This window comes from Sediminibacillus massiliensis (assembly GCF_900156915.1).
Lineage (GTDB): Bacteria > Bacillota > Bacilli > Bacillales > Amphibacillaceae > Sediminibacillus_A > Sediminibacillus_A massiliensis.
The window spans coordinates 1,708,502-1,734,591 of sequence record NZ_LT732535.1 but is presented as its reverse complement, the minus strand read 5'-3'; the positions used below and the strand labels follow the sequence as shown (position 1 = coordinate 1,734,591).

Sequence of the window (26,090 nt, the reverse complement as noted above, 5' to 3'; positions counted from 1 at the left end):
CTGGAATTTTCCTGGTCCTTTTTTATTTGGAAAAACCATTAATTGTCAGATAGGGAGTCGGAGCAATCTGTTTCTATTCTGATTTTTCTCTGATAAAATATTTCCCATTAGAGATTTATATTGCAGGAGGTAATGATGGAGAAAAGTAATGAAGAACTTGCACGCGCAGTTGGTAATTCGCGTGTACAGAAATTAGAATTTAGAACAGGAGCATTCGGGGCGGCGGTCCCGTTACTATTTTTTGTTATCTGGGCTATTACGACAAGTGTGCTCCAAATGTCATCTGAAATTGGTCTGGTTATGGGGGCGGTTATTGGCCTTACCCTAGGTTTGTTCTTTTGTAAAAGTAAGTGGGAGGATTATGCACAAGGATTATTTGATGGATTGGCTCAACCAATCGGTGTTATAGCCATGGTTGCCTGGTTCTATGCGGGTATGTTCTCACAAGTGCTGCAAGTCGGAGGATTGGTTGAGGGGCTTGTCTGGATTGGAGCTGTCACTGGTCTTACAGGAGGTTTGTTCGTTGCCCTTACGTTTCTTCTTGCAGCAACCTTTTCTACAGCAGTCGGGACAGGCTATGGTACTACAGTAGCTTTTTGTACGTTAATGTATCCTGCTGGCATTGCGGTGGAAGCCGATCCTGTTATGCTGTTTGCAGCTATTCTGGCTGGGGCTGTGTTCGGTGATAATCTGGCACCTGTATCTGATACAACAATCGTATCGGCTACTACTCAGGATGCGGATGTCCCGGGAGTTGTTCGTTCCAGGTTCAAATATTCCATTCTGGCAGCTGTGCCTGCCGCCATTCTATTTGCCGTTTTTGGCGGGGGAGAAGCCGCACATACAAACGAGGCCGCGATTGCAGAAATGTCCGGCTCGACGAACCCTGCAGGCTTGGTAATGTTGATACCTTTTGCGGTTGTTCTCATCCTTGCTTTATCCGGACAGCATCTCATTACATCACTAACATGGGGGATAGTCTCCGCGGTTCCTTTGATATTGCTCATGAATCTGGGTACATTAGGAGATATTATCCGCTTTAACCCGGAATCAGATGCTGTCGTAGAAGGTGCTTTGATCAGCGGTATATCAGGCTATATAAATATGGCAATTCTGATCTTGCTCATTGTGGCAGCTGCACACTTGCTAAGGCTTGGCGGAACAATGGAAGCAGTGATGAGCGGCTTGGTGAAATGGGTGAAGTCCTCTATCCGACGTGCCGAACTTTCCATCTGGGGAATCGTAGCCTTAATGAACAGTGCAATTACTATTAATACCGCTGCGGAAATAGCCGCTGCTCCGTTTGTAAAAGAACTTGGGGAAAAGTACCAGATACATCGATATAGAAGGGCGAACATGCTTGATGCACTGACATCGGCTCTTGGTTATATTTTTCCATGGGGGGCACCGGTTTTATTAGGGTGGTCTACAATTAAAATGATGCAAGAGCAGTATGACTGGCTTCCAGTTGTAGAACCAACTGCTGTTTTTCCATTTGTATTTCAGGGCTGGTTCCTTGTAATTGTCATGTTTATTGCTGCAATTACCGGCTGGGGATTGCGGTACGAAGGTAAAAGAGGAGAAGAGCTGAAAGAAAGGCCACGCGATTAAAGCTGGCTTTTCTTTCACATTAATCAACTGCAGTAACTCGCGTCTTCGTGAGCACTTGTCACTTGTTCTATAAAGTTTCAAAGAAGAGGGGAAATGCGAACTAGTGAAAATTCACTTTAGTGAGACTTCCTTACGTTCTGATGATAGTGAAAAGGATATACTCGCTGCGGCAGAACACTTCGCTTTCCGCGGGCACGGCCTCAGCCAGGGGAATACTAGAATAAGCTTCCTTGCTCCCTTTGGGACTGCGATTACTCGCCCCATCGAAGAACATTTGGGACTGCGATTACTTGTCCCATCTAAGACCTGCGCTATTCCCACAGGATAAGGAAAGCTTCGTCAGCATGGCATCGCACGAAGAAAATCGTTTTGTATTTTCGAGGAGTCTGTGTGTTCTGCCTTCGCTGGTAGGGATTTTCTGAATTTCGATTTTAGTGAAATTATAGGATGTCATCTCAATTAATCAAAGATCTATGTTAGGCAGCGGAAATTATTTATGCTACTATGTAGTTCGATTTTTTTCTTGCCGTATAAATTGATGGGATGCCTTTTAAGATATTGGACTTCGGATATTAGTAAATGCTGTTCTGCAAGGGTCTTAGGGTTCTGCCTCTCGCTACGTAAGATTTTTCTCCATTTTTGTTAAGGAGAGCCTTGTTAGACATATACCAGGATCCCTTCTCGCCTAATCAGAAAAACTATACCAAGCTGCGGAAAAATGCGAGACTCCTTGAAAATAAAGTTCGATTTTCTGCGTGTCGTGTAAATTCATCGAGGCCTTTTCAAAGTCCAGTGGGAAAGGAACAGTCTGAAGACCCCGCAGGGCTCTTTTCCCGAGGAGGCTGAAGCGTTCCCCACGGAAAGCGAGTGTTTTTCCGCAGCGCTGGACCACCTCTTAATCAGAAAAGGATGGTAGAAAGCCACGTTTAGTGAAGCTAGTTATGTCGCATTATATCTATTTTGTGCACCATTTACTAGAATATAGTCATACAGAAAAAAGGCGGCTCCTGAAGGATTCGCCTTTTTTGGTTATTGGGGTCTTTTTGTTTGGATGCCGTCCTGTTCATTTAGCTGTGACGTTTTATTTTTGGTACTTTGAAATGGAGAGTCAAGGGGGGCTAAAAGACCTTTAGCAGCCATGACTTCCCTGAAAGCTCTTTTCCGTTCATCTTTGTTCATTGTTCATTACCTCCCTGTCATTTCTTCTTTATTTTGGATGGAAAAATAATAAAATATCCACTCTTTTGAATAAAGTTACTACCAAGCTCACAAGGCTTGACAATTTGCTTATATAAGCAAATTATTATATATTAATATACGAATGAAAAAGGAGATGTTTTGTCATGACAAAAACAACAATCGAAATGGAAAAGGCGGCCATGATTTTAAAATTGCTTGGTGATAAGACGAGACTCACGATGGTTAAGATTCTTGATGATAGTGACTGTTGTGTCTGTGAGTTTGTAGAGATTTTCCAAACTAGTCAACCATCAATCAGTCAGCATCTTCGAAAATTACGAGATGTCGGATTGGTTAAAGAAGAGAGAAAGGGTCAGTGGATTTTTTACTCGATCAATAAAGACAATGAATATTATTCCTTTGTGGAATCTGTCCTAAAGCAGCTTCCCGATCAAGGATACAAACTAAGAGAATTAGAAAAGAATGGAACGAGAATAACTTGTTGCTAATTAAGAGGGGGAAACGATTTTGTCAGCTTCAGTCATACTAGCATCCATCATATTCCTGGCTACTTTAATTTTGGTTATTTGGCAGCCAAAAGGGTTATCCATTGGGTGGTCAGCTTGTGGTGGTGCTATTCTTGCTCTGTTAGTAGGAGTAGTAGGATTTAACGATGTAATAGAAGTAACGCAGATTGTCTGGAATGCAACGCTCGCCTTTGTAGTAATAATCCTTATTTCTTTAATATTGGATGAAATAGGATTTTTTGAATGGGCCGCTTTACATATGGCCAGGGCTGCAAAAGGGAATGGAATAAAGATGTTTGTATATGTCAGTCTTTTAGGTGCAGTGGTGGCAGCCTTTTTTGCAAATGACGGTGCGGCGCTTATCCTGACGCCGATTGTTTTGGCCATGGTCCGTAACTTGAATTTCCAAGAAAAAATGATCTTTCCTTTTATCATGGCAAGCGGGTTTATTGCCGATACAACCTCCTTGCCTTTAATTGTCAGTAACTTGGTAAACATTGTTTCAGCAGATTTCTTCAATATAGGCTTTGTTGAATATGCCTCACGAATGATTATACCGAACTTTTTTTCACTTGCTGCAACAATTGTGGTCTTATTGATTTATTTTAGAAAAAGTATTCCTAAACAATACAATCTATCACAACTGAAGAAACCAGCAGAAGCAATCAAAGACTTGAGAATGTTCCATCTTTCCTGGTATGTACTGGCAGTACTGCTAGTCGGTTATTTTGTCAGTGAATTTATAACTCTTCCAGTTTCCATAGTCGCTGGAATCATCGCGATCTTTTTCTTACTGATGGCAAGAAAGAGTAAGGAAGTCAATACAAAAGCTGTCATCAAAGGAGCTCCATGGGAAATTGTCTTCTTCTCTATCGGCATGTATGTTGTTGTCTTCGGCCTTAGAAATGCCGGATTGACTGATTTGCTGGCAGGATTGATCGAGGCAAGTGCCGAACAAGGTTTGTTTGTGGCAACGATAGCAATGGGATTCATTGCTGCTATACTTTCTTCAATAATGAACAATATGCCGACAGTCATGATCGATGCCATTGCAATTGCGGATACCGAAACTTCCGGTGTGATGAGGGAAGCATTGGTTTATGCAAATGTGATCGGTTCTGATTTAGGTCCGAAAATCACCCCGATTGGTTCCCTTGCGACATTATTGTGGCTTCATGTCTTGTCACAGAAAGGAGTCAAAATTTCTTGGGGAACATATTTCAAAACAGGGATTATCTTAACGATACCGATACTATTTATTACATTGTTAGGGTTGTATTTAACACTTTTAGCACTTTGAGTGGTAGACACTAGAAAATTTATCACTTAGTGGTTGTTGAAGGTATATGGGGAACCAGTATTACCAAATAAATCACCAAACTAACCATTCATTATTGAAATCCTCCTCCAAAACATATTTGGAAGAGGATTTTTTTACAGACGTAAAACATCTAATCATTGTTGTTAATGGGTGGTACGATACAATCCGTATCAGTACAAACTGTATCTTCTCCGCTGCTAGCTGACAGGTCCTGGAATTCTGTCTTAGCTTTTTCTTCTTCCCAAATTTTTTGAAGAGCAGAAGAAAAAGTACTTTGAGGCTGGGCACCGGAAATGACGTATTTTTGATTAATGACAAAATACGGAACTCCTGAAATTCCCAGTTGTCTTGCCTGGTTTTCATCTTGTCTTACTTCTTCCGCATATGCATTATCATCTTTTAAAACTCTCAAAGCTTTCATTTTGTCGATACCTGTATCTTCAGCAATTTCAGAAAGTGTATCAATATCCCCCACATTCCTGGAGTCTGTGAAATATCCGTATAACAACTTTTCTGTGAGGATAGCTTCTTTGCCAAGCGTTTTCGCGTATTTGGCCAGTCTATGGGCATAAAATGTATTGGTTGGTTTCATATTATCGTAATGATAGGTGAGACCAATTTCTGCAGCTTGTTGGATAAGTCCTTTATTCATTTGTTTTACTTGCGCTTCGCTTGTTCCGAATTTGGCAGCAAGTGCTTCATAAATGCTCTGGTCTGTATGTGTCGGTGCTTCTGGGTCTAATTCAAAACTTTTATATTCAATGTCAACTTGGTCTTTATGTGGAAACTGGTCGAGCGCGATTTCCAATCTCCGTTTGCCGATATAACAAAATGGACAGACAAAGTCTGACCAGATTTCAATTTTCATCATTGACCACCTCGATTTTCCCGAATCATTGTTGCTATTGTAGCATATGCAGAGTGCAAGGCTATAAAAGCCTGCTCAGGCGAAAGGCAGCTTTTTTCAGGAACTTTTATTTTTCCATTTGTTCTGTTTATGCAATGTATGTTTCTTACCCCATTCATGCATTGCTTCTAATATCGGTTCCAAACTTCTGCCATACTCGGTTATGGAGTACTCTACTTTCGGGGGGACTTGAGGATACACGACTCGTTCGATGATATCCTCCTCCTCTAATTCGCGCAATTGCTTTGTCAGCATTTTCTGGGTGATGCCAGGCATGCTGTGTTTTAATTCGCTAAACCGTTTGGTCCCTTGTTGTAACAGGTATAATAAAATAATTGGCTTCCATTTTCCGACCAAAATCCCAAGTGCATCTTCGACCTGGCAATTCTCTGGCACTTTCTCCATATTTGTTCCTCCTAAGTATCTTTCGGGATACTATACCACTTTAAAGTGCGTACTTATCATGTGGAATATTATTAACTATAATAACATTTGGGAATGGTAATAGGGAAGGTATTAAACATCTACTCACCTGTTACCATGTATTTAATATTTTCTGTTCTATCATAAAGCATCGATTGTTGCTACAAAAATATATAACTGCGACCTAACTTTTATGGCTTTCTTTCCATTCTTTTGAGATTAGCGCTCTTTGCTGATGAGGAGGCTGAGGCCGTGCCCGCGGAAAGCGAAGTGTTCTGCCGTAGCGAGTACCAACACTCAATAAACATCAGAATGAGAGAAAACGTCACAAAAAGTAATTTTCACGCGGCTCCCTCAACAGGGACTTATAAACGATTAGGGCTTGTACACAGATGAATTTTTTAAAATATATAAGGACACATACCAGGAAAGACAGGTGATTGTTACATGGAAAAGTATCGTATCGATCAAAGTAAAGGATTGGAGTTTGGCATTTATACATTAGGGGATCATTTGCCAAATCCCGTTACCGGTGAAAGAATCTCTGCAGAGGAACGGATTCAGGAAATCATCGAATATGCCAGACTGGCAGATCAGGCAGGATTGGACTTTTTTAGTGTAGGTGAAAGTCATCAGGAGTTTTTTGCCACCCAAGCGCATTCTGTTGTGCTTGCAGCGATTGCACAAGCAACGGAAAACATTAAAATAGCGAGTTCTTCAACCATCATCAGCACCTCTGATCCTGTCCGGGTTTATGAAGACTTTGCGACTCTGGATTTAATATCAAAGGGGCGCGCTGAAATAATAGCAGGTCGTGCATCCAGAATAGGTTTGTTTGATTTATTGGGGTATGATTTGAAAGATTATGAAGGGCTATATGAAGAAAAGTTTGACTTATTACGGAAGATAAATGAAGAAGAAGTGGTGAACTGGTCAGGAGAATTCAGGGCTCCATTAAGAAATGCCAAAGTCCTGCCTCGTCCTCAAAATGGATCCATGCCGATTTGGCGTGCAGTCGGCGGAACACCAGCCAGTGCAATAAGGGCAGGTTATGCTGGAGTGCCGATGTTCATGGCACATTTGGGAGGATCAGCCTCCGTATTCAAACGAACGGTTGATGCATACCGAGAAGCGGCCAGGAGTCAAGGATTCAATCCAGATGAGCTGCCTGTTGCAACTGCCGGTTTCTTCTATGCAGCAGAGTCTTCCCAGCAGGCGTTAAAGGATATGTATCCACATATTAACGAAGGAATGAAGCGGACGAATGGACAAGGATTTCCGAAACAACACTTCGCGCAGGGCGTTGATCCACATAACATCATGAATATCGGAAGTCCACAGCAAATCATTGAGAAAATCCTTTATCAACATGAAATGTTCGGACATCAACGTTATATCGCTCAGATCGACTTCGGTGGTGTGCCGTTTGAACGTTTGCAGAAAAATATTGAGTTAATCGCCACAGAAATCCTGCCTGCGATTAAAAAATATACAGCGAAGAAGTAGGGGGTTACAGAATATGAAGGTTGTAGCGTTATCAGGTTCGAATGTCGGCTCGAAAACGAGAACAGCTATGGATTATACTGTACAGTTTCTTTCTGAAAAATATCCGGAAACAATAGTGACATTAATCGACTTAGCAGATTATGACGTGCAATTCAGCGATGGAAGAAATTACTTGGAGTATGAAGGGGACACAGGATATGTAACAAAAGCAATTATGGAGGCTGATGCTATTATTATTGGTACACCAATTTTCCAGGCGTCCATACCTGCTACATTGAAAAATATTTTTGACCTGCTTCCTGTAAATGCCTTTCGTGACAAAGTTGTCAGCATGGTTGCAACAGCTGGATCTGCCAAGCATTATCTGATTGTTGAACAGCAATTAAAACCGATTTTGGCTTATATGAAAGCACAGCTGGTTCAAACCTATGTATTTATCGAAGAGCAGGATTTTTATCGCAAAGAGATCACCAATGACGATGTCTTGTTCAGGATTGACCGATTGGTGGAAGATACCGTTGTTCTGGCGGAGACTTTTGCCAAGATCAAAGAAGAAAAAGAAGCACAATACGATTTCTGAAGATATTGATGATCTAAAATGGATGAATGCACTCGATTTTACGATTGTAAAAAAGAGCTGCCGGTTTAAAATTCCCGGCAGCTCTTTTTTTACTTTTCTTGGTTGCCTCAGGCGGTGAACCGTGTATTCATGTCATTATTATCTTCATTTTCCTGTTGCTTCCGGAAGATAGTTGCAATGATTGGTCCTGAGATGTTATGCCAGACACTAAAGATGGCGCTAGGTACTGCTGATAATGGACTGAAATGGGCAGTGGCCAGTGTTGCTCCCAGCCCGGAATTCTGCATTCCTACCTCGATGGATACAGCTTTTTGCTGTTTTGGCCCCATTTTCAATACCTTTCCTAATCCATATCCAATAATATAGCCTAATACATTATGAAGGACGACAATTGCGAAAATAAGCGCACCGGTTTCAGCAATCTGGGCCTGATTGACACTGACAACTGCAGCTACAATTGCTACGATTCCGATTACCGATACCAATGGAATGGATTTTACCCCTGCTTCCACTTTGTCTTTTAATATTGATTTGATGACTAATCCCAACACTATTGGTATCAATACGATTTGGACGATTGAGATAAACAAAGCACTTGCAGAAACAGCGAGCCACTGACTGGCAAACAGGAGGATCAGTGCCGGTGTCAAAATAGGCGCCAAGACGGTTGATACCGCAGTAATTGAAACAGAAAGGGCTGTGTCTCCTTTGGACAAGAAAGTCATAACATTGGAAGAAGTTCCTCCTGGACAGCATCCAACCAGGATAACACCGACCGCGACTTCCTCGGAAACGGGCAAAAGTGTTGCAAGCCCAAAGGCTATTAAAGGCATGATGGTGAATTGGCCAACCACCCCGATCGCTACTTCCTTTGGACGCTTAAATGCTTCTTTAAAATCACTGGTTGACAATGTAAGCCCCATACCGAACATGATGATGCCCAATAAAATGGTGATGTAGGAAGCGATCCAGGTGAATCCGGAAGGGAAAAGGAAGGATAAGACCGCAAATAGCAATACCCAGATCGCGAATGTGTTCCCGACAAAGCTGCTAACCTTTTCTAGTGTTTTCATGATAATTCTACTCCTCTCGTGATGAATATTCACAGATTATACAATAAATTCTGAATATTTAAAATAGGTGTGGAGTATTTTGTTAAATTTTTTTACAAGATGCTTGTTAAATTGTAAGAAAACAAAAGAGGTGCTGAGTGCACCTCTTTTGTTGGTCTTATAAACGAGGGGATATGTCGCCCAGGCGCCGTTTCAACAACATTGCACGATACATAAGCATGGCATCTCTTCCCAATTTATCTCTCCTATGGATAAAAGGTCGGAGCCTGTTCAGAAATAACTCATCGCAATTTCTGTGGGTGCCAGAACGGAGATAGCAGGAATCATGCTGCCGGCAAAGGGCGTCAAGCTGATTTAACGGTTTACCAGGCCCTCTACAACCTGGCCCGCAGTAACGATAGCCGGGTAAGCAAACCATCAACTTCCCTCCTTTCCAATAGCTATTCGAAACTGAAGTGCCTGAACACAAACTATAGAAAGCTCTACATACTTTCAATACTACTATTTTATGTTTAAGTTATTTGGAAGAATAGACGGGTTAATCAATGTATTAGTGGATAATATAAGACAATAACCATACATGGCGAACTAAAAGGAAAAAATCCAATAGGCGACAAGTGTTTTGTTCCCGGTAATTAATGGTATAGGTGGGATGTACAAAAATATTTTCAGTGTAGAAAATAAACACCTTCTACTTTATTTGCAACTAGCTGGTGAAGTTGAATATTACTAATAAATTGAAAGGGTTTTTCGATGAAAGAATTTTTTGGACTATTGAAAAAAGGAAATCAATCTGCCTTAATGGCAAGCATCATGAATACGATAATAGCGATTATAAAAGGCATTGCCTACGTTATCACTGGTAATGTGGCGATGTTTGCCGAGTTGATGCACAGCATTGGCGATGCGGCGAATCAATTCTTCGTTTTTATTGGCTCTGCTTTAAGCAAGAAAGCGCCGACCGATCGTTTTCCGGGCGGCTTTGCAAGATTGGTCAACTTAGTATTGCTGGGAGCGGTATTAGTGGTGGGAATCCTTGCGTATGAAACGGTTAAAGAGGGTTTTCATCATATAATGGAACCTCCAGAACCAAATCAATGGTTCTGGTTGAACATCGGAGTGTTAGGGCTTGCGGCTATTTTAGAAGCAAGTGTTTTGGTCAAAGCGATGAAAGAAATAACAGCTGAGCTGGCAGATGAAGATATAAAAGGGTTAAAAATCGTGACGAAGAGCTTCCAAAATATAAGTCATGCAAAACCTGCTACAAAACTTGTATTCCTGGAAGATTTAGTGGCGACGGGCGGAGCGGTAATTGCTATATTATCTATCATCATTGCCACATTTACACCATTCCACCAAGCTGAAGGCTATGCCTCTATTCTCATTGGTCTTGCCTTGTTTTACGTAGTGGGACGGATTTTTCTGGATAATGCGGCAGGGGTGCTTGGCGTTGCAGACGAAGATATGGAGAGAAAAATCGGTCAGATTGTTTTTCAAGAACCTCACATTAAAGACATTCAAGAACTGATGGTAGTTAAGGAAGGCGAGGAATTGCATGTAGAACTAAGAGTGGAGCTGGATCCAGATATGTCCATTGGGACTGCTTCAAAAATCCTTGCAGGTATGGAGAAAAAGATATTAATGGAAAAAGGTGTAACTGAAGTGATCATTGAATCAGATAAAGATGATCAAATTCAGACATGGAATGAAACTGATGAAAAAGCACCCGGCAGCTACCAATAGCAGATAAATCACCATTAAATCCCGGCATGACAAGGAATAAATACAGGCGACAAAGCATAACGTTCTACTGTACAGTTTGAATAATCTGAAATATAATTATGAAGAGGTGAGTACATTGGGAAGTTGCTTAGAATAGGGGAGTTAGCAGAAGCATGTCATGTATCAAAACGGACAATTGACTATTACACAAGGTTGGGTCTGTTGAATTGCAGACGTTCGGATTCCAATTACCGATTATACGATCAGGAATCCGTCAGCGACTTGAGATTTATCATTCAATGTAAGAATAACAATATGACATTGGATGAGATAAAAAATAGATTGATTTTAAGGAAGTCTGACGAAATCAAGCAAGAAGAAGTCCATATACAAGTCGAAGTGATTGCCAATAAGATTGAATTCTTACAAGCCGAAGTGGAAGAACTATATGCTGCAGTTAAAAAAATGAACGAAAAAGACCAAAAAGTATTATTCGGCAATATCAAGCCCGAGACAGCTGCTTTCCTACAGTCGCTGATTTCGAATACCACTCAAGACATTATTACGATATAATATATCAAAACAGTTACGATTTGAAAAAACATTAATTAGGAGTGTGAAATTCTTTGGACGATGTGCCGCTGAATTCAATTATTTTGTTAGTTTCATTAATTCTTTTATCTGCTTTTTTTTCATCAGCCGAGACCGCTTATTCCAGTGTGAACAAGATAAGGCTGAAAAACTTTGTGGATGAAGGGAAAAGGGGAAGCAGAAAGGCTCTTCACATTGCAGAAAACTTTGACAAGACATTATCAACAATCCTGGTGGGTAATAATATTGTGAACATAGCAGCTGCCAGTATATCAGCCGCCTTGGCGACAGAGATGTTCGGGGGCAATACAGGCCTGGTCATCAGCACTGTGGCCATGACCATCCTGATTTTGATTTTCGGTGAAATACTTCCGAAATCATTGGCAAAAGAGCATGCAGATTCTTACTCACTGGCAATTTCAAATGTGTTGTTTCTATTAATTCAATTGTTGACACCAGTCAATTTCTTTTTTATCAAATTAAAATCAATCGTCTCCAAACTCTTTTCGAAAGGGAATGACATGCCTTCCGTAACCGAAGAAGAAATAAAGGTTATGCTCGACATAAGTCAGGAAGAGGGAGTTATTGATAAAGAAGAAAGGGAATTGATTTACAGGTCTATGGATTTTAATGACACTTTGACAGGGGAGGTGCTGACTCCCCGGATTGATATGGTGGCAATTGATATCAATATGCCAATTGAAGAAATAAAAAAAGTTTTCTTCGAAGAACGTTTTTCCCGTGTCCCTGTCTATGGAGAAGGAATTGATGACATTATCGGAATATTGACGGAAAAAGAGTTTTTCACTCATTTAATAAAATACAACGATGTGGATATAAAAGCGTTATTGAGAGAACCTCTGTTTGTCGTCGAATCCATGAAAATCTCTTCGCTAATGCCATTGTTGCAAAAAGAAAAGATCCATATGGCGATCGTATTGGATGAATTTGGCGGGACATCCGGACTGGTGGCCTTAGAAGATGTCATAGAGGAAATTGTCGGTGAAATTTGGGATGAACAAGATGAAAAGGTCAATGCCATGTCTAAGGTGAAGGAAAATGTTTATGCGTTTGATGCACAATATCAATTAAACGACTTTGCAGAAGTGATGAACATTTCCTCACCAGACAGCTCATACCATACATTAGGCGGTTGGGTTATCGAAAATTTGGAAACTGTTCCTGACCAAGGTGACTTTTTTCACTATGAAAATCTGAAAATTATTGTGGAAGAGGTTGTAAACAGACGGGTGAAGAAGGTACTCATTGAAATAGTGGATGGAGAAATAATCAAGAGCAATAATTTTTTCCCTGCTAAGTATGTAAGTGAACTGCAGTAAAAAAAGAAAGGGAGATATCCCGGCAGTGGGGATGTCTCCTCTAAATTTAAAACCCCCCTCCCTGAATCCAAACAGGAATTACAGGGAGGGGGGTTTTTGCTTATTCTTCCGTTTTTTCTGTTTCACTTTCCAGGAAGCGGAGTAAATCACCGTTGACTACTTTGTCTGAATAATTTAGTTCCGTTTGGGCTTCCTGTTTTAATGGCGCACAGGCTTCTCCATCTATTTCTTCACCTGTTTCTTTGTCATAACATAATTCTGCTTCCGCGGCATACACATATTTATCTGTTACCACACTGCCATCACGAAGGATTGTTTTATCCTCCCTGTCTTCAGAAAATAAATCCGTACCAAATTGAACATCGTTGTTCTCATCGATTCCCAATAAGTTCAATATAGTCGGTTTCAAGTCGATTTGTCCGCCGACTGTTGTCATTTCTTTCCCTTCCATACCAGGGATATGAATGATCAATGGTACTTTTTGAAGCTGGACATGCTCAAATGGCCGTATTTCCTTTCCAAGGATCTCGCTCATCGCACGATTATGGTTTTCGGAAATTCCATAGTGATCACCGTATAGGATGAAAATGGTGTCTTCATACTCGCCTTGTTCTTTCATCATTTCAAAGAATTTCTTCACAGATTCATCCATGTAACGGACAGTCTGGAAATAACGGTCCACAGATCCATCACCGGTTTCAGCCGGTTCGATCATTTCCATATTTTCATTATTCGTAACATATGGATAATGGTTTGTCATTGTAATGAATTTTGCATAGTAAGGCTTGTCCAATCCTTTGATCATCGGCATCGACTGTTCAAAGAAAGGTATATCTTTCAGTCCGTAGTTAACAGAGTTTTCATCTGTTACATGGTATTCTTCTTTGGAATAAAAGTGATCGTATCCAAGCGTTTTATACATGGTATTACGATTCCAGAAGCTGTCATGGTTTCCATGCAAACTTACAGGTGTGTAGCCATGTTCTTTAATGATTTCCGGAGTAGCGTTATATTCGTTATTCGCATTAGTAGTAAATACTGCGCCTCTGGATAAACCATATAAAGAGTTGTCGATGATAAACTCGGAGTCGGATGTTTTTCCTTGGCCTGTATTATGGTAAAAATTACTGAAATAGAAACTGTCATCAATCAAATCATTCAAGAATGGAGTGATTTCCTGGCCATTCATTTTTCTGTTGATGACGAAATTCTGAGTCGATTCCAGGGAAACCAGTACAACGTTTTTGCCTTCTGCTTTTCCGAAGTATTCCCCATTTACTCCGGCTTGTCCCTGTTTGGAATTGACATAGTTCAACACCTCGGTCAATTCGTTACTGTCCGCAAATACTCTGCTGGAAGACGTTTTTGCTGTCATGACACTATCATAAATATGATAGTTGTAGATTCCCAACAACTTGACAAGTTTTGCACGGTCAAATGTTCTTACCAGAAGTTCCGGACGTTCCTGTTCGGCAAGATTCAAGTTTACAGCTGCTATTCCAATGACAGCAGCGTAAATCATTCCGATAGTACGTTTTCTGAAGGCAAGCGCCGGTTTAGCTTTGCTGCGCAACAACCAGATTAATAGAATCGCAAAGTCAACCCAGTAAAGCAAGTCCATTGGATGCATCAGCGACTTCGCACTTCCCCCGAGATCCAGAAAGTTTTTGTATTGCATAAGCACCGGAAGAGTAATGAAATCATTGAAAAACCGGAAATACACTACGTTTGCATAAAGCACGAAAGACAAAAGAAAGTAAATAGTCATAAATGCTTTATTCCGCCGTTTCGGCGAGAAGAAGAATGCTAGTCCAAGAAAGAATAAAATGGAACTTATCGGAGTGATTATTAAAATGAATTGTTGTATGCTGTTTTCAATATCTAATGTAAAAGCTGTTTTCAATCCGTAATAGGTTTTTGCCCACAAAAAGAGGACGGCTACTGTAAAGAATAACCAACCTTTATTTAACCATTCTTTATAGTTTTTGTTCATGATGAATGAAACCTCCTATGTTTCTATCATGTAGGATAATATATAAATTTAACAAAAAATCTCTTGGAAGTAAACCCTACTAAAAGCCTATTATGATGAAAAAGTTAAGAAAAAGTTAAGAAAAAGTGCCGATAGGATTGCACAGGCGTGATGGAGAATATAATATCATAGGATTTTGTTGTAAAGGAAGAAGGGAAGAGAGATGGATAAACATTTTCTCAGTGAAATGCCGGTCTGGAGTGAACTTGATCAAAGATGCATGGCGGATTTTTGCGAAACGGTTTCCGTTTGGATTAACAAGGAAATCGCAAAAGCCGGACTGATAATAATAGGAAAAGGGAAGCAGGTAAAAGCAAATGACTATTGTTTGGTTCAACGGATTCCTACCAATAAAGGGGATGTTTACTTTAAAGCATCAGGACCAGCTTCCCTTCATGAGTCAATTCTGACGAAACATTTAGCATCCACCTTCCCGGGAAATTTGGTATCTGTCATTGCGGCTCAGGAAAAAATGGGCTGGTTGTTGATGAAAGACTTGTGCGGGGAGGCTCTGCGTGAAAAAAAGGACAAAAAATTATGGCAGCGGGCTATTCAGGAATATGCCGAGATTCAAGTTTCGGAGGCAGATAATGTGCATTTATTATTATCCATGGGGATACCAGACCGAAGAATGAAAGTTTTGAAAGAAGAGATTTTTAATCACTTGGCTGGTATGTGCACTACAGGACTGTCGGCAGCAGAAACAGTAAAAATCATGTCACTCAAACAAGAGCTGATGGAAGCTTGTGATGAGCTTGATTCCATTCTGCCTCCCTCTATCGACCATGGTGATTTGCATTCGAATAATATCAGACTATCAGAGGGCAGGTTGGTTTTCTTTGATTGGGGTGACGCTTCTGTAACACATCCGTTTTTCAGTACACGTGTATTCTGGAATGCGTTGGATGATTTAGCGGCATCCGAGCTTGAGTGGCTGGAATTGATAAATGAATTCCGGCCATATTATTTAGAACCATGGACAAAATTCGCCTCTATCGATAATTTGGAGAAAGCCTTGTTGATTTCGGATGAACTGGCTTGTGTGCAGCGGGCGTTGAGCTGGTACTTATACTTGTCGCCAAGCAAGGATAAGATATCCGATTCCTTCACCAAACCCGCTCAATGGCTGCAGCTATACATGGAGCATCGGACTTTGATTGGAAAATGAGGAAGAATCAAAGGAATAAAAAATGGAGAGCCCGTGTAACAGGTCTCTCCTCCCATGTTTTTATTATTTTGTAATGAAATTCTCGGTGTAAAACGGACGTGACTCTTCATTAAATGCCACCCCGACCGCCAGCGATTTATATCCTTCCTGCAAAATATTTTCCCTGTGCCCTAGTGAATTCATCAAGCCTTCATGGGCATAAATGCTGCTTGGCTGGCCCGATGCAAGGTTCTCACCGGCCATCCTGTAGGAAATGCCATCTTCATCCAATCGGTCGAAAGGGGATTGTCCTTCCGGGTTTGTATGGCTGAAGTAGTCGTTAACAGCCATGTCTTCACTATGGTCCCGTGCCGTAGTCTTGACTGTCTCATCCCAGGAAAGGACGGAAAGACCGTGATTCACCCTTGCCGCGTTAGTGAGATCGAACAATTGATATTCAAAACCTTCCCTTAGTTCATCATTTCCTTCAGCGAAAAATTTCTTTTTTTGCTGCTCTAGTTCCTCGCTGATTATCTGGACGGCAGTCACTGAGTTACCCTCGTGTTTGTCATAAAACACCGTCACATAAGAGTTGTCCATCAAAAATGTGTCATATTCCCCGTTGTTTTGGATTTTATAGCGGACAAGTCCTTTTCTTATTCCATCGACAGGTTCTCCCAACGAAGAACGAACGGATTCTTTTGAACTGTCTATCGTAATTTCTTGCTTAGAAGCAACTAAATCTTGATTAGTGTATAGTCCGATGACAGTATCATTCTCATTGTAAGCAACCATGAAAAAATTCCGATAGTTGTCATGGTAGGCTGTCCAGTTGACTCCGTATTGATTTAGAGTAGATCTTTCAGGGGGACCTGTTTCTTCTTCAATTTCTGAACGACTATCGCCTAGTTCAACATTGTGGATGGAAAATGATTGATCGGTCGGGGCAGTTAAGTCGGGCTTTTCAGGATCCGGCTGACCTGGCTGTTCACTTCCTTGAATCTTCTGAGACAGTTTATCCAGCCATATCTGCATTTTTTCATTGAAAGTCTCAATAGCAGCAGCTACTTTTGGATCACTGATGACGCCACTCACGTCGGAACGGATTTCATTTGCCACGCCTTTTACACCAGAATCATTAAATGTATCTCCATAAAAATGCCAAAGTGCTCCTGCAACAAGTAGTAAAGCAATGATGTTTCTTATCTTCGGCAAAAAATCTACACTCCTGTCTACTTAACAGTATAGTAACTCAACTTTATTGTAGCAGGGAACGGGCGTTTGGACAAATGAGGCCTTGATGGTGTCTGTGTTGTCATATTAGCGGTTCCTTTTTCTGGAACCTTTTTACGGGAATCTTTACAATTATCAATAAAGGATGTTTAGAAAGGATGATGAAAATGGGACAGGAAATTAAAGGGAAAATTGCTTATATCACCGGAGCGGGAAGCGGTATTGGACGCTCGACTGTTTTGGAACTAGCAAAGGAAGGTGTTCATGTCGGATTGATTGCCCGGACAGAAAGCAAGTTAAAGGAAGTCGCCGAAGAAGCAGAATCAATTGGTGTCAGGACGAGCATTGCGGTTGCAGATATAAGCAGCATGGAAGAGGTAGACAAGGCAGTAGCAAGTTTAAAGAAGAGCCTCGGACCGGCTGACATATTGATCAATAATGCGGGAATTGGACTGAAAGGTTCTTTTTTGGAACTTGAACCAGAAGAATGGAAACGAGTTTTTGAAGTAAATGTATTTGGGACATATTATGTTACACGTGCAGTCCTTCCTCAAATGATTGAAAGAGAACAGGGAGATATCATCAATATCTCTTCAAGCAGCGGTATAAAAGGGACGGCAGGTTCTACTGCCTACAGTGGTTCTAAGTTTGCGATCCAGGGAATGACCGAAGCGCTTATGCAGGAAGTTCGCCGACACAATATACGGGTATTCACCCTGAATCCAAGTCTTGTAGCGACAGGTCTTGCATTCGGGGATCAGCTGGAAGAAAAAAATGAAGACAAATTTATGCAGCCTGAAGATTTAGCTGAATATATGGTTGCACAGTTGAAGCTTCACCCACGTATCTTTATTAAGCAGTCCTTACAGTGGGCGACAAATCCATTTTAATCTTGATAGCAAACGGCCGAGGGTTGGATACCCGCGGCCGTTTGCTGTTTTTTAATTATGAATTCCATAAGACTAAGACTATCGTAGGCCGAAAAAGTGTAAGAGGGAATAGTAGTGAATATCAAGGTACCGGCTGGTAACCGTCAAATCTGAAACAATCTATTTCATACATATTACGGTGAAATTGCGCTAATTTGAGGATTTCTGGTACAAATGAAACCAATTTTTAAAGTGCACTATTTCCGGCTGTGTGGATACAGGGGTTTTTATCTTTGTAAAAATAATATATAATATTAACTGTTTTGTGATTCCGGGATAATAAAAACATAAATGTGTAAGTTTAAAAAAGGGAGGAGAGAAGGATGAATTCTGCCAAATTATCATTCGGAGTATTTTTGTTGTTTATGGTTTTGATAGCCGTGTTTTCCAATGACCAAACCACCGAACGACAGGAAGCGTATGATGGGGAAGAACTTCAATTAGCCTTGATTGGTGACTCCCCTGAGATACGGAACGATCGGGTTGAATTTGAAAAAATAAGTTTAGAAGAGTTACGCAAATTGGAATATGGAACGTTCGATGGTGTGCTGATTATGGAAGACCAATTGTCAGAAGCTGCCAGGCAAGAGAATAGGGATATTTATAAAGAATTACAAATCCCGTTGTTTTTTGTTGGGTCTCAAGCCAATGTTATGCCCTTTATTGATATGGAAAGTCAAATTTCATACGAGGAGTATGCGCAAAGAGTGAACGATAAGCAAACATTTATTTCTGGTTTGTGGTACCCTTCTGGAAAAGAATAATATCAAACATTTGGTTTTAGTTATCCTGAAGATGACAGTGAATTACAAAGTGAAAGTACGGAAGCAATCTATTCTTCAGTCTTTAAAACTATTGAAAAAGCAAAAAATATTTGAGCAGCCTGATAGTTAACATTACCCGTCTTGGAAACTACAGTCCTGTTCATACACAAAATAAATATTCCAGAGAAAAGAGCGGCTGTCATTGCAGCCGCTCTTTTCTCTCTGAAACTTCATCTTAAGCTCGATCAGTCTCTATCATTCAATTTGATGTCTTCCCATATATCTTCTATTGTGACACTACCCAGTGCTTTCTCCATAGCAAGCTGCGCTGTGCCAAAAAGTGGAAGGATGGCGTCTTGTATGTTTCTGCCTACAGGGCACTGAGGATTGGGGCTCTCATGGATACTGAACAATTCTTGTTCCGGTACAACATTTACCGCCCGATAGACATCGAGAAGTGTTATGTCAGCAATATTTTTTGCTAGCTCTGCTCCTGCCACACCGGGCTGAACTTTTACTAATCCCGCTTTTTTCAGCATTCCCATGATTTTTCTGATTACCGCCGGGTTGGTATTGACACTTCCGGCCAAGAACTCGGAGGAATTGACGCCTTTCTTATTAAACTCAAGCAGAGTGAGAATATGAATTCCAACAGCAAATCGGCTGCTAATGGACATTTTTTCACCTTCCTTAGTCACACTCATTTTTCTTGTCAAGTAGATTATACCTTATCGTTGACAAACAGTTAACCTGTAACTAAAATGATTACAAGTGAATAGAATTGAAAATATGATGGGAGGAATCAGCATGAAGATTGGAATAATAGGTGCAAGTGGAAAAGCAGGAAACTTGATTTTGAAGGAAGCAATTGGGAGAGGACACCAAGTTACGGCGATAGTGAGAAATGCTGCGAAGGTTCAAAACAAGCAAGTAAGTGTATTGGAAAAAAATATATTTGATCTGGGAGCAGACGATTTAAACAGTTTTGATATCGTAGTGAACGCATTCAATGCTGCTCCTGGTGAAGAACATTTCCATGTCGAGGCCGGTAATGTGTTGATTGAGGCGCTGAAAGGAGCACCGAGAACTAAACTTGTAGTGGTAGGCGGAGCTGGAAGCTTGTTTGTGGATGAGGACAAGCAAGTACAGTTATATGATACACCTGATTTTCCGGAGGCATATCTCCCAACTGCCAAGAATGCCGGTAAAAATCTGGAGGCACTTCAAAAATCGGAAGGCATTTTATGGACGTATATAAGCCCGGCAGCATTCTTTGATCCGGACGGAAAACGTACTGGTTCCTATAAAAAAGGGAAAGATCAGCTCATCACGAATTCAAAAGGTGAAAGCTATATCAGCTATGCGGATTTCGCAATTGCGGTAGTAGATGAAATAGAAAGACCGGAGCATGAAAATGAACGTTTCACAGTTGTAGGAGAAGCAGAATAAGATAGAAGCCATCAGTTACTTGCTGATGGCTTTTTAAATTTGACAGGAAAACGAAACCACAGCCCCTACTGAATCGTAAGTAAGGTAGAAAGGGGTCGCACGATATGAAAAAAATCTTTTTTTTCCTGCTGTTCATTACGACAGTTTTAGTGTTGCCTGTTCAAACTTATGCATTGGATTTTTCCATCGAGAATTCGCGCATCGATGCACGGTTGATGGAAAATGGAAATGTAGAGGTAACAGAATCACATACGTATGAATTTGAAGGAGAATTTAATGGCATAACCCGCTCATTAATTCCCAAACAGGGAACATCCATCGAGGATTTTCAGGCTTCCGAACAAGGGAACTCTTTACAAGTTGAACAGGATGAAGAACTTTATAAAGTTTACCGGAGCGGTGACGATGAAGTGGTGACGGTCGATCTTACTTATACCATTATAGATGGGGTAAAGGTGTATCAAGACATGGGGGAGTTCAGCTGGCCGTTTATTGACACATCTAATGAATCAACTTATCAAAATATGGACATCTATGTTCATCCACCGAAGCAGACGGAGAATGTACTCGCTTTAGGAAAGGATGAAGCATGGAATACGGAAGAAACTCAAAGCGATGGAACTGTTCTCTTTGCCATGGGCGAAGTGGAGGATGGAGAAAACGGGGACATCCGGGTAGCATATGACGCTGACTTGTTTCCGGCTGTTGACCACACAATCAACTCCACGATCCGCGATGAAATTATAGCTGAACAAGAAGCAGCCGTACAAGATGCTGAAGCTTTCTCCAAACGGCAATCGATATTAAGCACTTCCGCCCCATTTGTTGTTGGTGCTTTTGGAATGTATCTACTTATTCTGTTCATTAACGCCTGGCGACATAAACAGGCTGTCAGATTTGAAGCGGAGCGAAGTTCCATCCACCATTCTCTGCTGCCGAAAGAAGAGATGAGTCTGCCTGCAATCATTTATCAGACAAAGGGCATTCAGGATAACGGCAATTTTCTGACCGCAGCCTTGCTTAATTTAGTACGGAAAGGGCTTGTAGAACAAATAAGTGACGATACATTTCGGAAAGTCCGCGATTCCGGCTCTACAATTGAACAGGAAAAAATGATGATTGACTGGCTTTTTCACAAAGTTGGAAATAAAGGCACCTTCTCGTTGAATGACTTGGAAGTTTATTTAGAAGACAGTGACAATAAGACAACATATCATGAGGACTATCAGCACTGGATTGGAGCGGTTAAAGAGGAAGTGTCCGAAAACGGGCTTTATGAATCAAAGTCCAAAACACGCTGGACTGCAGGCTTGACCAGCATTCTACTGATTCCGTTCGTGATATTCTTTGCCATGCATGATTTATTTCAATGGATGTTTGTATCCATCCTACTGTTTGCTGGCTTAATGGGATTCGCCATTGCCTATTCCCCGAAAACAGTGAAGGGAGTCCGATTAAAGAAACAGTGGGAGAAGCTTGAAGATAATTTTGAATCTATTGACGAGAAAGAATGGAATAAATGGATGAACGATGAACAAATGCAGGCATTTATATACAGCTTGGGCAGCAATAATAAATCCATGTTGAACAAGAACAAGCGCTTAATTGATGAACATCAATTACCGCTTCCTGACTCTTCAGCAATGGATATGGCAATGTTTGTAATGATTTCAGCTAGTCTGTCTACTCAATTTGAAGAGGCCGACCATACGGTTCAAGCAGCAACAGCTGCTTCCTCCGGAGGAGTTTCGGGTGGAGGAACAGGAGTTGGCGGTGGTGGCGGCGGATCTGGTGCATTTTAACTATTTACCATCAGTGTTTGAGCTGATGGTATTTTTATGTTCCTTGCTTTAACTCTTACTGATTGTTAAAAGGCTGTCTGAGTTACTTCTTTCTCCTTTTTCTTAAATAGCGTGATGATACAAACTCACTAACATAAAAAACGATTAATCCAGTTATTAATAATTGATATGAGTTAATCTGTATCTCGTTATGAAAAAAGTCAAGGATGCTATTCATTAATAAGAATCCGGCCCAATAAATGAAAGTACAGTAAAAAGCTATATTGACGCTTTGTTTATCTATATTTCTCGTTGTTTTAAAGAACAAGAAGGCATCATCTCCTTAGCAATTTCATCAGTGATCAAATCCAATGGTTCCAGAATTTTAGTTTTCTATATCTTACCATAACACAATTAGCTCTCTACGGACCTTTCTGTGATCTCCTATTATAAGAAACAAGGGTTCTGGATATCCTGTTTACTAAATAGGAGTGATGATATGTGGAAACCGATTGCTTTTCCTTGTGAAAAAGTCCAATATTTGTCTGGTAAAGAAAAGGAATTGCTTGCTTATTACAAACAGAAAGAGAAGGAATCCCAAAGCCCTGGTGAATCAATGTATTATCTGGGTCAGATCCATGCAGTTTATCAAATGGCTGATTCCCTTTACACTGAACGCTTGAAGGCATCGAGGAAAATCATTCTCTTGGAAAAAAAGTTGAAGATCCAACAGCAATATCAAACACCTATGGGAGAGCAACATCCTATCTAACTAAAATTCTTACATATTAATTAATGGAATGTGTCGTGCATATTATTTTCAATAAAAAGACTGGATTATCCTATAATCCAGTCTTTTTATCACTCTTGAGTAATTGGATTAATATGGTAAATTGAAGAGAACAGGGATTAATGGATAAAAAAGAATAAGGAGAGAGCGATAGATGAGGGAATGGCGTAAAAGGAGAATGGAAAGGAAGAGGAGAAACGGAAAGGATGTTACATTTCGGGATATGGTACTGGAGGTATTATTTTGGATTCCTGAGATAATCATTTTTCCGTTCCGGATTGTTTTTGGCTGGTAAAGGGATTAGGCAGGATAATCGGAAACTTGTTTGACGCCTTTTAATTATTCTATCTTTCTATTTATTATCTGTTAATTGTGTGAGGTAAATAAATTTATTATACATAGATCACAATAACTTAAAGAGCGGGAAACCATGGCCTATGTTTTATAGGGACTTTGTTAATCTTGTTTTCTCTGTTGACAGTTAAGAAAATAAAAAAGGAAACCAGAGTACAACATTCTTTAGAGAGGCTTAAACGGAATAAAACATCGAACCGGCTGGAACATAAGCCAACAAAGAAATGTTACTAAATCAGAGGAAAATCTTATAAAGTCTATGGAAAGTTTGCGCCTGAATTCAAAAGCAGGAGAAATAAACCGGCAGAATTACCTTTATATAAACAATAGGGATATGAGTGCCGTACAGGCTGCCCAATTGATTAGAAGTGAATTTAACTTGTAAAAAGACAGTCCATTGAATTGGACTGCCTTCAAGTTAACTCTGTAGTCTTGTGTTATGCTTTCCTTTCCATCAAGTTGATTCCAATCCCCATACATACTACACCGATGACAATTAAAATCGACAAGGGTTGTGCCAGAGAGGCAAGGTTTTGCCCGACGGAAATCCCTTTCAATGCTTCCATCCCGTATGTGACCGGCACAACCTTGGAAATCCCTAATAGAACTTCATTGCTGACTGCTTCAATCGGCCAGTATGCTCCGCCAATCATCGCCATACTGGTGGCTATAATGGGAACTAGGGCGTTAAGTTGTTCAAGACTTTTGACCAGTCCGATTAATAGCATGCCCAAGGCTACGACCGCGAAAGTATAACAAGCGACCGACAACAAGATTAGACTGAAGTTGTCCCCGATTTCATAATGAAAGAGATACCGGAAAAACAAAAACATTATCGCAATTTGCAGAAAGCCAATCATAAACGAATAAGTTAAATGCCCGATATACAAATGAAATTTCCGGACAGGAGACAATATCACCCGGTTCCAAGTACCGGTCCGCTTTTCTTCGGCAACTTTTCCCAGACTGAATATGATGGTATAAATCGCAAAGAACAGCGTCATACCAAACAAAAACTGGTTACGCTGGTCATACCCACCGGAACTGGATGCACCTTCGGCAGTTTTACTGGTTAAGGCTATGGGAGGGTCCTCTAAATATTCCGAAGCTTTATCACGAAAATCGGGAGCATCTGAAACGGCCTCTACATCCTGCAGGCGTAGTTCTTCTCGGTATACCTGCTTCACATACTGATCGACTAGTGCTTGATTTGGATCATCAGTAGCTGTCAACATCCGGTAATCATCTGACAAGGCTTCGATAGCGAATGCAATCTCTCCTAAAGCCACCTGTTTCTCGGCGGTTTGTTTATCTGTTTCAGTAAATACATAGGTGTCAGATTGATTTAAACGGTCCAGTATTATTTCCTGCTCATCCTCGTTCATGGTTTGAGTGAAATAAATGGGGACATCGACATGATCGGATGCTCCGAAACCGCCCAGAAAAAAGACAAAGGCAAAAGTCATTCCCATCATCGACAGAACGAGAGAGGGCTCACGGCGAAGTCTTGTTAGCTGCAATGCAAAAATCGATTTCATCTATGCTGCCCTCCTTTTGGAGAAAATCAACAGGCTTAAGCCTGTCAGTACAAACGTTATTAAAAGCAGCCGGATCATTAATGGAGCTAAATAAGCAGTTCCCAACCCTTGGGACCATTGTAAAGTTGCGGTAAGCATGATTCCGTTCGGCGTCCAATCACCGATACTTGTAAAAATCTCCGGCATACCGGAGACCGGGAAAAAGCTACCGCCAAGCATGGCCAACACCGACACAATTCCACCTGAGAAAATACCGGGAACGACATTGCTTTTTGCTTTCAAGGTAATGGCAGTCAATAGAGCTCCTAGTGAGCCGATGCAAAAAGAAAATAACAAACCGATGGCAATCATCCCAAGCCAGAATTGCAGAGAGTTATCAGAAAATGCCTGAAGTACAAACCTTGCCATCCCAAATAATATGGCAAGCTGGATAAAAACGAGTACGGCTGTAGAAATAGCTTTTCCGGATAAATAGAGCAGTGGATGTTTTCCTGATAACAAAATCCTGTCAAATACATATTGATAGTTTTCCACATAAGCTTTCGAAGCAATAGTAGAAGCAACAAACATAGCGAACATGACCGCCATTCCGATGGAATAATATTCGATGGAAGTGATCGGCTCTTGTTCTGTTACCGTGACAATGCCTCCTATGCTTTTGCCTTCATCCGGATCAGTGGTATTTGACGTATCTGTTGAATTGCTGGCTTTGGAAATCGCAGTTTCAAAATTCATGGTATCGACAAATCGTTCGATCATATCATGAAATATCCCGGCCAGTAACGAAGACTCTTTACCTTCGATTACGACTAACTCGCTGCCATTTCCTTGATCGAGCAACATGCTGTTCAACGATAAGTAAGTAAAGTTCTCTGGGATTTTCAATAAAGCGGTAATTTCTTGGTCTTCTAAGGCTTGTTCTGCTTCTGCTTCCTCCATGTACTCTATTTCTATTATTTGGCTGATATCTTCGTTTTTCAGCATTTCGGCTAGCAAATTGAAAGGTTCGGAAGTGATTGCGGCCTCGGTAAGTTGCTTTTGGGCTTCGTTAGGAAGAGAAAGCTTACTGACTTCTTCGTGAAATCGTTCGATGCCGGCCTCCCGGTCATTTTGATTTACAATAGCTACTTCCATGTCAAAAGACGAAAAGCTGCCGTTAAACATTCCTTTTAAAGCAAACCCTAGAATAACAGTCAAAATAATGGGCATTAACAATAAAACGAGCAGTTCAGTCCGGTCTCGTATTAGAACAAGGACATCTTTTTTCAAAAATGAGAACAATGGATTTCCCTC

At 40.8% G+C, this 26,090-nt stretch carries 24 protein-coding genes; 14 read left to right on the top strand and 10 right to left on the bottom strand.

All coding sequences use genetic code 11. The features are described from left to right. Positions 1 to 135: 135 nt before the first annotated feature. Entirely contained in the window at positions 136 to 1,611 is a 1,476-nt protein-coding gene (locus tag CZ434_RS09505) for a Na+/H+ antiporter NhaC family protein (protein WP_077622917.1), read from the top strand. Positions 1,612 to 2,640: 1,029 nt separating this feature from the next. Here the strand turns inward: CZ434_RS09505 and CZ434_RS22125 are convergent. Beyond that, the gene (locus tag CZ434_RS22125) at positions 2,641 to 2,790 is read right to left on the bottom strand and encodes a hypothetical protein (RefSeq protein WP_179107230.1); all 150 of its coding nucleotides are present in this window, start codon (positions 2,788 to 2,790) and stop codon (positions 2,641 to 2,643) included. Positions 2,791 to 2,954: 164 nt separating this feature from the next. Here CZ434_RS22125 and CZ434_RS09495 point away from each other — a divergent pair, with 164 nt between their 5' ends. Together CZ434_RS09495 and CZ434_RS09490 are read left to right on the top strand one after the other, a co-directional pair. After that, positions 2,955 to 3,299 carry an ArsR/SmtB family transcription factor gene (locus CZ434_RS09495; RefSeq protein ID WP_077622915.1) on the top strand — a complete coding sequence of 115 codons (345 nt, stop codon included), beginning with the start codon at positions 2,955 to 2,957 and terminating at the stop codon, positions 3,297 to 3,299. A 19-nt stretch (positions 3,300 to 3,318) separates the two neighbouring features. Then, positions 3,319 to 4,617 carry an arsenic transporter gene (locus tag CZ434_RS09490; protein WP_077622914.1) on the top strand — a complete coding sequence of 433 codons (1,299 nt, stop codon included), beginning with the start codon at positions 3,319 to 3,321 and terminating at the stop codon, positions 4,615 to 4,617. Positions 4,618 to 4,768: 151 nt separating this feature from the next. Here CZ434_RS09490 and CZ434_RS09485 read toward each other — a convergent pair whose 3' ends face one another. Continuing rightward, positions 4,769 to 5,506, bottom strand: coding sequence for a DsbA family oxidoreductase (locus CZ434_RS09485; protein WP_077622913.1), 738 nt, complete (start codon positions 5,504 to 5,506; stop codon positions 4,769 to 4,771). A gap of 96 nt (positions 5,507 to 5,602) precedes the next feature. Next, on the bottom strand, positions 5,603 to 5,950 hold the full coding sequence (locus CZ434_RS09480; RefSeq protein WP_077622912.1) for a winged helix-turn-helix transcriptional regulator: 348 nt from the start codon (positions 5,948 to 5,950) through the stop codon (positions 5,603 to 5,605). Between the two features lie 465 nt (positions 5,951 to 6,415). On the opposite strand from CZ434_RS09480, the gene CZ434_RS09475 reads away from it, so the two are divergent. Beyond that, complete coding sequence (locus CZ434_RS09475) at positions 6,416 to 7,474, top strand: LLM class flavin-dependent oxidoreductase (protein WP_077622911.1); 1,059 nt, start codon at positions 6,416 to 6,418, stop codon at positions 7,472 to 7,474. 13 nt (positions 7,475 to 7,487) lie between these two features. Continuing rightward, entirely contained in the window at positions 7,488 to 8,054 is a 567-nt protein-coding gene (locus CZ434_RS09470; RefSeq protein ID WP_077622910.1) for an NADPH-dependent FMN reductase, read from the top strand. Positions 8,055 to 8,161: 107 nt separating this feature from the next. Here CZ434_RS09470 and CZ434_RS09465 read toward each other — a convergent pair whose 3' ends face one another. Beyond that, positions 8,162 to 9,127, bottom strand: a complete 966-nt coding sequence (locus tag CZ434_RS09465) for a bile acid:sodium symporter family protein (RefSeq protein WP_077622909.1) — start codon at positions 9,125 to 9,127, stop codon at positions 8,162 to 8,164. 157 nt (positions 9,128 to 9,284) lie between these two features. Then, the gene (locus CZ434_RS22485) at positions 9,285 to 9,545 is read right to left on the bottom strand and encodes a Parvovirus coat protein VP1-like protein (RefSeq protein WP_077622908.1); all 261 of its coding nucleotides are present in this window, start codon (positions 9,543 to 9,545) and stop codon (positions 9,285 to 9,287) included. Between the two features lie 335 nt (positions 9,546 to 9,880). Between CZ434_RS22485 and CZ434_RS09455 the strand changes: the two genes are divergently transcribed. The 3 genes from CZ434_RS09455 to CZ434_RS09445 all read left to right on the top strand — a co-directional run bounded on the left by CZ434_RS09455 (position 9,881) and on the right by CZ434_RS09445 (position 12,780). After that, the gene (locus CZ434_RS09455; RefSeq protein WP_077622907.1) at positions 9,881 to 10,870 is read left to right on the top strand and encodes a cation diffusion facilitator family transporter; all 990 of its coding nucleotides are present in this window, start codon (positions 9,881 to 9,883) and stop codon (positions 10,868 to 10,870) included. A gap of 123 nt (positions 10,871 to 10,993) precedes the next feature. Beyond that, a complete protein-coding gene (locus CZ434_RS09450; RefSeq protein ID WP_179107229.1) occupies positions 10,994 to 11,422 on the top strand; it encodes a MerR family transcriptional regulator in 429 nt (142 codons plus the stop codon). A 53-nt stretch (positions 11,423 to 11,475) separates the two neighbouring features. Next, positions 11,476 to 12,780 carry a hemolysin family protein gene (locus tag CZ434_RS09445; RefSeq protein WP_077622905.1) on the top strand — a complete coding sequence of 435 codons (1,305 nt, stop codon included), beginning with the start codon at positions 11,476 to 11,478 and terminating at the stop codon, positions 12,778 to 12,780. 100 nt (positions 12,781 to 12,880) lie between these two features. Here CZ434_RS09445 and CZ434_RS09440 read toward each other — a convergent pair whose 3' ends face one another. Continuing rightward, positions 12,881 to 14,773: an LTA synthase family protein gene (locus tag CZ434_RS09440; protein ID WP_077622904.1), complete on the bottom strand. Its 1,893-nt coding sequence runs from the start codon at positions 14,771 to 14,773 to the stop codon at positions 12,881 to 12,883. Between the two features lie 202 nt (positions 14,774 to 14,975). Here CZ434_RS09440 and CZ434_RS09435 point away from each other — a divergent pair, with 202 nt between their 5' ends. Then, a complete protein-coding gene (locus CZ434_RS09435) occupies positions 14,976 to 15,980 on the top strand; it encodes a phosphotransferase (RefSeq protein ID WP_077622903.1) in 1,005 nt (334 codons plus the stop codon). A gap of 63 nt (positions 15,981 to 16,043) precedes the next feature. On the opposite strand, the gene CZ434_RS09430 is transcribed toward CZ434_RS09435, so the two are convergent. Continuing rightward, positions 16,044 to 17,174 (bottom strand): CAP domain-containing protein, encoded by a 1,131-nt coding sequence (locus CZ434_RS09430; protein WP_077622902.1) that lies wholly within the window; start codon positions 17,172 to 17,174, stop codon positions 16,044 to 16,046. Between the two features lie 185 nt (positions 17,175 to 17,359). On the opposite strand from CZ434_RS09430, the gene CZ434_RS09425 reads away from it, so the two are divergent. Both CZ434_RS09425 and CZ434_RS09420 read left to right on the top strand, forming a co-directional pair. Continuing rightward, a complete protein-coding gene (locus tag CZ434_RS09425; RefSeq protein WP_077625139.1) occupies positions 17,360 to 18,082 on the top strand; it encodes a 3-ketoacyl-ACP reductase in 723 nt (240 codons plus the stop codon). 362 nt (positions 18,083 to 18,444) lie between these two features. Then, positions 18,445 to 18,885, top strand: a complete 441-nt coding sequence (locus CZ434_RS09420; protein ID WP_077622901.1) for a hypothetical protein — start codon at positions 18,445 to 18,447, stop codon at positions 18,883 to 18,885. A gap of 245 nt (positions 18,886 to 19,130) precedes the next feature. Here CZ434_RS09420 and CZ434_RS09415 read toward each other — a convergent pair whose 3' ends face one another. Continuing rightward, on the bottom strand, positions 19,131 to 19,562 hold the full coding sequence (locus tag CZ434_RS09415; RefSeq protein ID WP_077622900.1) for an Rrf2 family transcriptional regulator: 432 nt from the start codon (positions 19,560 to 19,562) through the stop codon (positions 19,131 to 19,133). A 130-nt stretch (positions 19,563 to 19,692) separates the two neighbouring features. On the opposite strand from CZ434_RS09415, the gene CZ434_RS09410 reads away from it, so the two are divergent. The 3 genes from CZ434_RS09410 to CZ434_RS09395 all read left to right on the top strand — a co-directional run bounded on the left by CZ434_RS09410 (position 19,693) and on the right by CZ434_RS09395 (position 22,887). Next, positions 19,693 to 20,334: an NAD(P)-dependent oxidoreductase gene (locus CZ434_RS09410; RefSeq protein ID WP_077622899.1), complete on the top strand. Its 642-nt coding sequence runs from the start codon at positions 19,693 to 19,695 to the stop codon at positions 20,332 to 20,334. Positions 20,335 to 20,438: 104 nt separating this feature from the next. Beyond that, a complete protein-coding gene (locus tag CZ434_RS09405) occupies positions 20,439 to 22,136 on the top strand; it encodes a DUF2207 domain-containing protein (RefSeq protein WP_077622898.1) in 1,698 nt (565 codons plus the stop codon). A 478-nt stretch (positions 22,137 to 22,614) separates the two neighbouring features. Further along, a complete protein-coding gene (locus tag CZ434_RS09395) occupies positions 22,615 to 22,887 on the top strand; it encodes a hypothetical protein (RefSeq protein WP_077622896.1) in 273 nt (90 codons plus the stop codon). A gap of 809 nt (positions 22,888 to 23,696) precedes the next feature. Here CZ434_RS09395 and CZ434_RS09390 read toward each other — a convergent pair. Both CZ434_RS09390 and CZ434_RS09385 read right to left on the bottom strand, forming a co-directional pair. Beyond that, entirely contained in the window at positions 23,697 to 24,797 is a 1,101-nt protein-coding gene (locus CZ434_RS09390; RefSeq protein ID WP_077622895.1) for an ABC transporter permease, read from the bottom strand. Continuing rightward, positions 24,798 to 26,078: an ABC transporter permease gene (locus tag CZ434_RS09385; RefSeq protein WP_077622894.1), complete on the bottom strand. Its 1,281-nt coding sequence runs from the start codon at positions 26,076 to 26,078 to the stop codon at positions 24,798 to 24,800. Between the last annotated feature and the right edge of the window lie 12 nt (positions 26,079 to 26,090).